The 10,992-nt window shown below is 63.2% G+C and carries 8 protein-coding genes; 5 read left to right on the forward strand and 3 right to left on the reverse strand.

Going from position 1 to position 10,992, the window contains the following annotated elements; translation table 11 throughout:
* Nucleotides 1-259 precede the first annotated feature (259 nt).
* Complete coding sequence (locus ABD833_RS00765; protein WP_345070297.1) at nucleotides 260-2,116, reverse strand: LTA synthase family protein; 1,857 nt, start codon at nucleotides 2,114-2,116, stop codon at nucleotides 260-262.
* A 283-nt stretch (nucleotides 2,117-2,399) separates the two neighbouring features.
* Between ABD833_RS00765 and ABD833_RS00770 the strand changes: the two genes are divergently transcribed.
* Nucleotides 2,400-4,589, forward strand: coding sequence for a glutamine synthetase III family protein (locus ABD833_RS00770; RefSeq protein ID WP_345070298.1), 2,190 nt, complete (start codon nucleotides 2,400-2,402; stop codon nucleotides 4,587-4,589).
* Between the two features lie 129 nt (nucleotides 4,590-4,718).
* Here the strand turns inward: ABD833_RS00770 and ABD833_RS00775 are convergent, their stop codons facing one another.
* A complete protein-coding gene (locus ABD833_RS00775; protein ID WP_345070300.1) occupies nucleotides 4,719-5,147 on the reverse strand; it encodes an STAS/SEC14 domain-containing protein in 429 nt (142 codons plus the stop codon).
* A 46-nt stretch (nucleotides 5,148-5,193) separates the two neighbouring features.
* Here ABD833_RS00775 and ABD833_RS00780 point away from each other — a divergent pair, with 46 nt between their 5' ends.
* Both ABD833_RS00780 and ABD833_RS00785 read left to right on the forward strand, forming a co-directional pair.
* Entirely contained in the window at nucleotides 5,194-5,355 is a 162-nt protein-coding gene (locus ABD833_RS00780) for a hypothetical protein (RefSeq protein ID WP_345070302.1), read from the forward strand.
* A 24-nt stretch (nucleotides 5,356-5,379) separates the two neighbouring features.
* Nucleotides 5,380-6,474 carry a DUF6438 domain-containing protein gene (locus ABD833_RS00785; RefSeq protein WP_345070303.1) on the forward strand — a complete coding sequence of 365 codons (1,095 nt, stop codon included), beginning with the start codon at nucleotides 5,380-5,382 and terminating at the stop codon, nucleotides 6,472-6,474.
* 124 nt (nucleotides 6,475-6,598) lie between these two features.
* Here ABD833_RS00785 and ABD833_RS00790 read toward each other — a convergent pair whose 3' ends face one another.
* Nucleotides 6,599-7,120, reverse strand: coding sequence for a hypothetical protein (locus ABD833_RS00790; RefSeq protein ID WP_345070304.1), 522 nt, complete (start codon nucleotides 7,118-7,120; stop codon nucleotides 6,599-6,601).
* A gap of 147 nt (nucleotides 7,121-7,267) precedes the next feature.
* Here ABD833_RS00790 and ABD833_RS00795 point away from each other — a divergent pair, with 147 nt between their 5' ends.
* Nucleotides 7,268-8,245: an NAD(P)H-quinone oxidoreductase gene (locus ABD833_RS00795; RefSeq protein ID WP_345070305.1), complete on the forward strand. Its 978-nt coding sequence runs from the start codon at nucleotides 7,268-7,270 to the stop codon at nucleotides 8,243-8,245.
* Nucleotides 8,246-8,587: 342 nt separating this feature from the next.
* Nucleotides 8,588-10,657: a (E)-4-hydroxy-3-methylbut-2-enyl-diphosphate synthase gene (ispG, locus tag ABD833_RS00800; RefSeq protein WP_345070307.1), complete on the forward strand. Its 2,070-nt coding sequence runs from the start codon at nucleotides 8,588-8,590 to the stop codon at nucleotides 10,655-10,657.
* Nucleotides 10,658-10,992 lie beyond the last annotated feature (335 nt).

Here is a 10,992-nt window from a genome sequence, read left to right on the forward strand (position 1 = left end):
GGGGCGCAGCTATTCGCGGCGATACCCGTTGTTGGGGCCGCGCGGGCAGCTCACGGCCGGCAGAACGTGGTGGTTGGGCATGAAGCGACCAGCAATAGGGAGAACGGACAGCGGGCAACGCGCCAAAGTAGCGCATTTCAGGATAGTGCCCCCGGCTGTTTGCGTGCGCTTGCCCTCAAGCGGGGAAAGTCTGGTCTGAAACGCTCCACGGGCCCAACCAAACGGCCCCCGGATCTGCCCGCCCGCTCTTCCCTCCGACCTACTTCCGCAGAAAATCCCCGAACGATACCTGCTCGTAGGCCTGGCCCTGGCGCAGCAGGGGGCTGAGCCGGGCCGTATCCCCCCGCGTTACGCGGCGGCCCACGTTGTCGTAGCTCAGCTGGCCGGCCGGGGTTACGAAGCCGAATCCGTCGGTGAAGGCGTAAAATGCGAAGGGCTGCCGCACCGGCCGCAGCAAATCGTAGCCCCAGGGGTAGTCCGTGGTGGGGAGCCCGAGCTGGGCCAGCAGCGTGGGGGCCACGTCGGTCTGGGAGCCGAACGTGTCGACCACCCGGCCCCGGGCCTCGGGCCGCAGGGCGCCGCCGGCCAGCAGCAGCGGAATATGAAACTTGCCGGGGCTGTCGATAGCGTCGTTGCCGGGCAGGTGGTGGCCGTGGTCGGCCACGAGCACGAGTAGGGTATTGTCCCACCACGGCTGCTGCCGGGCGCGGTGCAGAAAACGGCCCAGGGCCCAGTCGGTGTAGTACACGGAGTTACGGAACAGGGCCGTTTCGTCGGTGCCGGCAAACCGGCGCGGAACCGGCACGTCGAACGGCTCATGGCTGCTCAGGGTGAAGGCCGTGACGAAAAAGGGCTGGGGCTGCGCTTTCAGGTCGCCCAGCATCCGGTCGAACAGCAGGTGGTCGTGGGCACCCCACTTGGAGTTCTGCTGGCTCCGGGGAAAGTCGGCCCGCTCGGTAAACTGGTCGTAGCCGGCCGCCACGAGGTAGCTTTTCATGTTGGCGAAGGCCAGCTCGCCCCCATAGTAGTAGTGCGACGCGTAGCCCGCCCGCTCCAGCGACTGGCACAGATGGGGCAGGCGCTCGGTTTTGCGCGGGTACTTGATGATGCTGGTGGTAGGCTGATTGGGGTAGCCGCTGAGCAGGGCCACGAGGCCTTTCTGGCTCCGGTCGCCGGCGGCGTAAATGTTGGTGAACAGTACCCCGGTGCGGGCCAGGCGGTCGAGGTTGGGCGTCACGTTTTTTTCGCCCCCCGTGCCGGCCACCAGCTTGGCCGTGAAGCTTTCCAGGATGATGAACAGCACGTTCGGGCGCGGCCCGCGCACCAGGCGGGTAGCGGCGGTATCGGCTCCGGCTCCGGGCGCGTACAGCGCCCGCACCGTACGCTCGGCCACCGAATCGGGCATGAACTGGTACTGGTTGGGGCCGCCGCTCTGCAGAAAAAGTGAGTTGACGACGTTCCAGGGCACGTTCACGGCGGCGTGGTTGGCAAACGGCCGGGCTGAAAAATACACGTCGCCCTGATTGATGGGAATCTGCTGGACGCCCCCGCGCAGGGGCACCGCCAGCAGCGCCAGGTAGAGCAGCCCGGCTGCCGCCGCCCGGCCCCGCCCGAACCCCGGCGGCGGCGGCGGCAGCCGGCCGCACACCTTGGTATAGAGCCCCCACCCGAAAACGAGCAGCCCGGCCAGTAGCAGCGCGAGCAGCAGCAGCGGGGCGCTGCCGGCGGAAGCGGCCATTTCGGCCGGCGAATCCAGGTATTGCAGGGGCGTGGCGTCGAGGCGAAACCCCCAGGCCTGGTACAGCTCCAGGTCGGCCACGGTGAAAAAGGCTACCACGCTGCCCACCACGGCCGAGTAGCAGCGCAGGAGCCGGTCGAGGGCAAAGCGCGGCGGCAACACGCTGCCGGCCGTGAGCAGCCCGAAGGGAAGGATGCTCAGGTAGGCCGCCGCCGACGCATCGAGGCGCAGGCCGTAGCTGAATACGCGGAGGATATCGGCCCCGGAAAGGGAAGCCGCTTTCGGGAAGTGGTAGAGCAGGAAAACGGCCTTCGCCGCCACCAAAAAGACCAGCCAGAACAGAAAATAGCGCAGCTGGAAAGCAAAGCGGTTTCTCACCCGGCAAAGGTAACCGCAGTTTCGGCCCCGGAGAAACCCGGCATCGGTTTCCCTTTCCCCGCCGCTTCGCAGGAAAAGCTGCCGGAAGTTAGCGGGCAATAGGGTAGTTTGCTGTTGAGACCTGCTGTTTCACAATAAAGCCCTTCACACAACAGGAGTTCAGAGAAATTATAACATGATTTTGGCAAAGTAACCTGAAAAATAAGGGGCTATTTGGAAAAACGTCACCATCGGGCTTACTTTTGTCTTCTCAAAGCAAATCCTTTTAGCCTTATTCCACCCAATGGCCATTCTGCGCTTTAAAGCCCTTGAACTTGTTGACCAGCGGAAGCCGGTGACGGTAATTTCCACCGGTGAGCGGCGGTCCGATACGTTCGGCAAAAACGTGTTCAACCTGGAGGCCATGCGGGCCAACATGCCGGGCGAGTATTTCAAAAAGCTACAATCGGCCATCAAGCAGGGTACGCCCGTGGAGCGGTCGGTGGCCGACGCCGTGGCTTCGGCCATGAAAACCTGGTCGATGGCCAAGGGCGCCACGCACTACACCCACTGGTTTCAGCCCCTGACGGGCTCCACGGCCGAAAAGCACGACTCCTTCTTCGACCTGAACTCCGACGGCCGGCCGATTGAAACCTTCAAGGGCTCGGCGCTGGTGCAGCAAGAGCCCGATGCCTCGTCGTTCCCCAACGGCGGCATCCGCAACACCTTCGAGGCCCGCGGCTACACCGCCTGGGACCCGACTTCCCCCGCCTTCATCATCGAGACGGCCGGGGCCAAAACCCTGTGCATTCCGACCATCTTCGTGGCCTACACCGGCGAGGCGCTCGACTACAAGGCCCCGCTGCTGAAGTCGCTGGCGGCTCTGGAGCAGGCCGCCCTGGACGTGTGCCAGTACTTCGACAAGGATGTGAACCGCGTCTCGACCACGCTCGGCATCGAGCAGGAGTACTTCGTGGTCGATAAGGCCCTGTTCGATGCCCGCCCCGACCTGGTGATGACCGGCCGCACCCTGTTCGGCCACGCGCCGGCCAAGGGCCAGCAGCTCGAAGACCACTATTTCGGCTCTATTCCCAGCCGCGTGCACGCCTTCATGCTCGACTTTGAGGAAGAAGCCAACCGCCTGGGCATCCCGCTGCGCACCCGCCACAACGAGGTAGCGCCCAACCAGTACGAGTGCGCCCCCACCTTCGAGGACGCCAACCTGGCCGTGGACCACAACCAGCTCCTGATGGACATCATGGACCGGGTAGCGGAGGTGCACAACTTTAAGGTGCTGCTGCACGAGAAGCCCTACGCCGGGGTGAACGGCTCGGGTAAGCACAACAACTGGGCCCTGAGCACCGATACCGGCGTGAACCTGCTGGCCCCGGGCCGCCGGCCCAAGGAAAATCTGCAGTTCCTGGCCTTCTTCATTGCCACCATCACGGCCGTGCACCGCTACGGCGACCTGCTGCGCGCCAGCATCGCCTCGGCCAGCAACGACCACCGCCTCGGCGCCAACGAAGCCCCGCCGGCCATCATGTCGGTGTTCGTGGGCTCCCAGCTCGACAGCGTGCTCAACGAGCTGGAGCGCACCGCCACGCTGCCCCTGGATAAGGGCGACAACATCTACCTTAAGCTCGGCATCGACAAGATTCCGGCCATCCTGCTCGACAACACCGACCGCAACCGTACCTCGCCCTTCGCCTTCACGGGCAACAAGTTTGAGTTCCGGGCCGTGGGCTCGTCGGCCAACTGCTCCTCGTCGATGACGGTGCTCAACACCATCGTGGCCGAGCAGCTCATCGCCCTCAAAACGTCGGTAGATGCGCGGATTGAGCAGGGCAAGAAGAAGGAAGTCGCCATCGTGGAAGTGCTGCGCGAGTATGTCATTGCTTCCAAAAACATCCGCTTCGAGGGCAACGGCTACTCCGACGAGTGGAAGGACGAAGCCGCGGCCCGCGGCCTGAGCAACATTCCGACCACGCCCCAGGCGCTGGATGCGCTGGTGCGCGACGATGCCGCCGAGCTGTTTGCCCGTCACCACATCTTCTCGCAGGTGGAGCTGCACGCCCGCCACGAGATTCTGCTGGAGGACTACATCAAGAAGATTCAGATTGAAAGCCGCACGATGGGCGACCTGGCCATCAACCACATCATCCCGACGGCGGTGGCCTACCAGACCAAGCTCATCACCAACGTGCGCGGCCTGCGTGAGCTGGGCCTCGACGACGAGCATTCGCAGGTGACGGTAGATACCATTAAAGCCATTTCGCGCCACATCAGCACCATCAAAACCCAGGTGGATGAGATGACCAATGCCCGCAAGGTGGCCAACAAGGTGGAAGACACCCGGGACCGGGCTATTGCCTACTGCGACACGGTCAAATCACATTTCGACCCCATCCGCCGCTCCGTGGACAAGCTGGAGCTGATGGTGGCCGATGAGGACTGGCCGCTGGTGAAGTACCGCGAACTGATGTTCCGGCACTAAGCTGTAGCGGGCAGAATCGGGCCGGCGATGGGTGGGAATTTTTCCCGGCCCCGATTTCATAAAGAGCCGTTCCGGGTGGGGCGGCTTTTTTTGTGCTTCTATTTTCGCACTACCGCGGCGGGAGCAGCGCTAGAGCTGCCGGGCCCCGGACTGCTGAGCCTGGCGCAGCCACGTCCGGGCCTCGCCGATGTCGCTGAACATGCGCATCTGTAAGCGGCCGCCGATACCCAGGTGCATGGCTTCGGCTGACATTGCGGCCAGCGACTCGGGGCTGACCACCTGCGCGAAGTGGGTGAGGCCCTGGGCAATGGCGCGCGGGGCCCAGTCGGTGACTATCCACTCCACGGCGTGGTCCCAGGGGCCGATAACCAGGCGGTTGTCGTTCAGCAGGTAGGCGCACTCGTGCTTGGCCAGGGGATGCAGGCAGGCATCGGCCCCGGCAATAATGCCCACGTACGTTTGGTAGCCTATCCAATTGTTATGCACCCAGTTGTTGGTGGCGTCGTGCTCAATGGTCAGGTATACTTTGCCAAAACCGTTGCTTAATTCTGTTTTCATAAGGGTTCTAACGGGGTTTATAGGCCGAGGACTGGCCAGCGGGCAAATGTACTTCACCTACTTACTCTTCCGCAATGCCAAAATCCCCGAAATCGGGGAAAGTTTCCCGCTCTGGTCCGGTGGTGAAGGCGGCGGACGGGCCGCCGGGAATTGGCCGGGCCAGGGAATATTAGGATTTGGTAATAATGGCCCGCTTTTTGAAAATTAACCTCCGAACCTATTTTCTCCGCCAATGAAACGTCCTCTACTTTCGACTACGGTGCTGCTCCTGAGCCTGGGAGCCCTCGGTTCCTGCACCGTGAACTACTACGGGCTCGACCAGAACCAAACCGCCTATTCCCGCCGGGCTCCGTATCCGTCGCGCCGCCCGGAGCGGCCGGTGTATTATCCCCCGGCCGGGGGTGAAACGGGGGGAGTACGCCCCCCGGCAACCGGCAGCGGCCCCGGTGGCGTCAGGACGCCCCCCAGCGGTGGGCAAACCGGTGGCATCAAGCCGCCGCCCCCCGTACGCGTAGATCCGGTGGGCATTAAGATCCCCACGTCCGGCGGGGAAACGGGAGGTATCAAACCGCCGCCCACGGGTGGCGAAACCGGCGGCATCAAGCCGCCGCCCACGGGTGGCGAAACGGGGGGGATTAAGCCGCCACCACCGGCCGGGGGCGAAACCGGCGGCATCAAGCCGCCGCCGACCGGAGCAGGCCCCACGGGTATCAGGCCCCCGGTGGATATCAACCCGGATGACGTCAAGCCTCCCCGTTCCAGGGTCGGGTCGGTGGGCATTACGCCGCCCCCGGAAAAAGAAACCGGCGGCATCAAACCACCCCCGGTCGAGCCGGAAACGGGCGGCATCAAGCCCCCCCCGCCTTCCGGGACCGGGGGGATCAAGCCTACGCGGGGGCTGGAAGCTGCCGGGGGCCGCGAGGTTGCCGACGCGGAAAGCCAGGAGCCGGTGATGGTGTTTACCAAAACTTCGTGCCTGGGCCCGTGCCCCGACTTCACCGCCAGCATCTGGGCCGACGGCCGGGTAACCTACGTGGGCAAGCAGAACGTGGCGAAAGTCGGGACTTACGAGCTCCGTTTGTCCGCCGCTACGGTATCCGGGTTTCTGCGCGCCGCTCAGAAAATAGAGTTTCGCAGCTATAAAAGCCACTATACCAGCGGGACCACCGATTTGCCGTCCACTATCCTGACCATCCGGCAGGCAGATGGCCACAGCAAAACCGTGCAGGTCGAAGAAAATGCCCCGCCGGCCCTGCAGGAGCTGTTCGCGCACATCAACGGCGAGCTGGATGGGCTGGTAGGCAATACGACTAAGGCCGCTGAATAAACCCGTCGGGGCCGTTTTTCGCCCTTAAAGCAGCAGATACTGAAATGATGCACGGCCCGCTCCCTGAGCGGGCCGTGCATCATTTCAGGCGTAGCCGGAAACGGTACCCGCCAACGCGGCCGGGCTATTTAGCGCCGGGGCTGGTGTTCCGGGGAAGCTGCCGGATTTCCGGCGGCCGGTTATCCCCGGCAACCAGCTCGGCGCTGGTACCGGCATCGGGAGCAATGATTTTCCAGGCGGCATTTTTCAGCTCATCGAGTCGGTGCAGGGTGTCGGCCACGGTAGCGTGGCTTTTTACCTTGTCGAAGAAGCCGGTTGTGACGCCCGCCCGGAACAGGCGCTCCAGCACGAAGGGCAGAATCCAGCCTACGACATTCGTGGCCAGGGCACCGCGCAGGCCGATGCGCAGCAGCAGGCGGGTGGCCATGCGCTCCAGCAGCAGGGCTTTGGCGGCCGGCAGGGCTTTGTTGGTCAGAAAGTCGGTGACCAGCTGCACGTTGCCTTTCCGTACTTCGGCCCGCAGCACGTCCTGCACGGCGTCCAGGGCTTTTTGGGCTACCTGCTGAAACAGGCGGCCGGTTTGCCAGGCCAGCAGGCCGGTAACTCTGGCGGCATTGAACAGGGGCAGGAAGGTGAGCTTTTTCATGATGGGGAGCTGGAAGGCGGGGCGGAGTACATTCGCCGGTAATATAGCCAGGTACGTAGTCCGGCCGGGCCCGGGCCCTATTTTCGAGCGGCGACCCGGCGGCAAATACCGTACACCAGGTCCACAGGATCACCAAAAAAGCAACGTATGAACGCCATAATAATTACCGCGCCGGGCGGGCCGGATGTACTGCGCTACCAAACGCAGCCGCAACCGCAACCCGCCGCGCACGAAGTCCTGATCCGGGTGCAGGCCGCGGGCATCAACCGCCCCGACGTGCTGCTGCGCCAGGGCAAATACGGCGGCAGCGGCGACGTAACCGGCTCGGTGCCGGGCCTGGAAGTAGCGGGCATCATCGAGCAGTGCGGCGCCGGGGTAACGCGCTGGCAGCCCGGCGACGCGGTGTGCGCCCTGCTGGCCGCCGGGGGCTACGCCGACCATGCCGTGGCCGATGCCCGGCACTGCCTGCCCGTACCCGCGGGCTGGACGATGCCGGAAGCCGCGTCGCTGCCCGAAACCGTTTTTACGGTGTGGCACAACGTATTTCGGCGCGGCCAGCTGCGGCCCGGCGAAACTCTGCTGGTCCACGGGGGCAGCAGCGGCATCGGCATCACGGCCATTCAGCTGGCCCACGCGCTGGGCAGTCCGGTGCTCGTCACCGTGGGTAGTGCCGCGAAAGCCCGGGCCTGCGAGGAGCTTGGCGCGGCCAAAGCCATCAACTATAAGGACGAAGACTTTGAGGCGGCCGGGCAAGCGGCCGGGGGAGCTGACGTAATTCTGGACATGATTGGCGGCGACTACACGCCCAGGAATCTGCGGCTCCTGAAAGATGATGGCCGGCTGGTATTCATCAACGCCATGCAGGGCGGCAAGGCCGACTTCAATGCCCTGGATATTATGCGTCGTCGCCTGACCATTACGGGCAGCACCCTGCGCCCGCGCTCCGCCGACTTCAAGGCCGCGCTGGCCGCTGAGGTGGAAAAGTACGTGTGGCCGCTGCTGGTGGCCGGAAAGTTCCGGCCGGTTATCTACCGCACGTTTCCATTGGCTGAGGCCGCCGAAGCGCACCGGCTGTTGGAAAGCAGTGAGCATATCGGCAAAATTATGCTGACGGTAGGAGCGTAGCGCCCTCCGCGCCGCGTCTGTCATCTTGAGCCGCGCGAAGGATCTGCCTCGGATTAGCACTCCAGTTTCTCCATGAAAAAAGCCCTCTACCGTGGCGTGGCAGAGGGCTTTGTCATTTGAAAAAGGAGTGCCGGTTAACCGGGGAAGGTCCTTCGCGTGGCTCAGGATGACAGTCGTATAAAAGGGTCGCCGGCAAGATGGGCTTTTACGCCTTTTTCCATTTGATGGTGCAGCCGATGGCTTTGGTGGAGCTGGTAGCGGCGGGCTTGCCGGCCAGAACCAACGGCCGCGCCCAATCCTTCCGTACCTTTGTTATTCCTTCTGAAACTCCTCCTTCGGGTTATGAATAAAACGTATTGCCCCAGCCTCACCGAGTATAAGCGCCGCCTGTCCCGGGAAGTGAAAATCGGCGACCTGCCCCTGGGCGGCTTGCATCCGATCCGGGTGCAGAGCATGACTACCGTGGACACCATGGACACCCTCGGCTCGGTGGAGCAGACGCTGCGCATGGTGGCGGCCGGCTGCGAGTACGTGCGCATCACCGCGCCCAGTATGAAGGAGGCCCAGAACCTGCTCGAAATCAAAAAAGAGCTGCGCAAGCGTGGCTGCACCGTGCCCCTCATTGCCGACATTCACTTCACGCCCAACGCCGCCGAGCTGGCCGCCCGCATCGTGGAGAAAGTGCGCGTGAACCCCGGCAACTACGCCGACAAGAAGAAATTCGACGTTATCGAGTACACCGACGCCAGCTACGCAGCCGAGGTAGACCGCATCCGGGAGCGGTTCCGGCCCCTGGTGCAGATCTGCAAGCAGTACGGTACGGCCATGCGCATCGGTACCAACCACGGCTCGTTGTCCGACCGGATTCTGAGCCGGTATGGCGATACGCCGCTGGGCATGGTGGAGTCGGCGCTGGAGTTTCTGCGCCTCTGCGAAGAGGAAAACTACTACAACGTGGTGCTCAGCATGAAGGCCAGCAACACCCGGGTGATGGTGCAGGCCTACCGGATGCTGGTGCAGAAGCTCGACGCGGAAGGCCTGCAGCCCTACCCGCTGCACCTGGGCGTGACCGAAGCCGGCGAAGCCGAAGACGGCCGCATCAAGAGTGCCGTGGGCATCGGCACGCTGCTCGAAGACGGCCTCGGCGACACCGTGCGCGTGAGCCTGACCGAAGCCCCCGAAGCCGAAGCGCCGGTGGCCAAAGCTCTGATTGACCGCTACACTCACCGCGCGGCGGAGGCCAGGCCTATTAAGGAATTAGTAATTAGTAATGAAGAATTAAGAATTGATGGGAGTGGTGAAAATGTTCCAGCCGAACCCAATTCTTCATTACTAATTACTAATTATTCATTACCCATAGACCCCTTCCAGTACCACCGCCGCATCACCCGCGAAGTGCTGAACCTGGGCGGGCAGAACGTGCCCCGGGTGATGGTGGATATTTCCCGGCTCGGTGAAGTGGAATATGCCGACCTGCGCGCCGTGGGCCACCTGTACTCGGCATTTCTGGACAAGTTTCAGATGAACGACCTGGGCGCCGACTACGTGTATTCGGGCCAGCGCCCGGTGCCCTTCATGCTGCCCAACGGCCTGAAGGAAGTGGTGGACTACAGCGCCTGGCTGGATGCGGGCGCCCGCACCGACCACTTTCCGGTCCTCAACCAGGCCGAGTACGCCGGGACCGGAGCCAGGCACCCCGAGCTGAACCTGGTGTTCCACAACCTGGCTTCGCTCACCAGCGCGGCCCTCGACCAGCTCCGCCAGGATGCCACGGCCGTCGTCATCCTCTACACCGACAATGCCCACGCCATGCCCGAAATCCGGCGGGCATTTTTTGAGCTGCTGACTAACGGCATCACCAATCCGGTTATTATCAACCGCCAGTATCCGGCCCTCACGCCCGAGCAAACCCAGCTCTACGCCGCCACCGACGTGGGCGGCCTGCTGCTCGACGGTCTCGGCGACGGCGTGGTGCTGACCACCGGGCTGCTGCCCGAGCGCCCCAAAACGGAGTGGCTCAGCACCCTGGACCAGCTCAATCAGCTCAGCTTCGGCATCCTGCAGGCGGCCCGCACCCGCATGTCCAAGACCGAGTACATCAGCTGCCCAAGCTGCGGCCGGACCCTGTTCGATTTGCAGGAAACCACCGCCATGATCCGCAAGCGCACCGACCACCTGAAGGGCATCAAAATCGGTATCATGGGCTGCATCGTGAACGGCCCCGGCGAAATGGCCGACGCCGACTACGGCTACGTGGGCGTGGGCAAAGGCAAGATTGCCCTCTACCGCGGCCAGGAGGTCATCAAGAAATCGGTGCCCGAAGAGCAAGCCGTCGACCAGCTCATCGACCTCATGCGCGAGGACGGAAGATGGGTGGAAAAGGAGCTGGTGGAAGAGCCGGTGGTGGGCTAAGTCACCCCTCGTTTGTCATGCTGAGCTTGTCGAAGCATCTCTACCGCTTCGTTGTGATAGTAATTACCACTGCGGTAGAGATGCTTCGACTTCGCTCAGCATGACGTTCTTTTGGGTGAACGTATATCAGACTTGATTCGGAAAAGGGTGCTAAGTTAACTCGTGCGAGGCAGCCGTAACTTTGGGGATGGATTACATCTGCCTACGCGAGAAGCCGCGCCAGTTCCTTGCCCTGACCAGCCTACAGGTGGCCGAATTTGATGATTTACTCACCGATTTCGCCCCGGCCTGGGAGCGCTACCACCGCTGGCACACGCTCGAAGGCAAGCGGCGGC

The organism is Hymenobacter fastidiosus (genome assembly GCF_039539565.1).
GTDB lineage: Bacteria > Bacteroidota > Bacteroidia > Cytophagales > Hymenobacteraceae > Hymenobacter > Hymenobacter fastidiosus.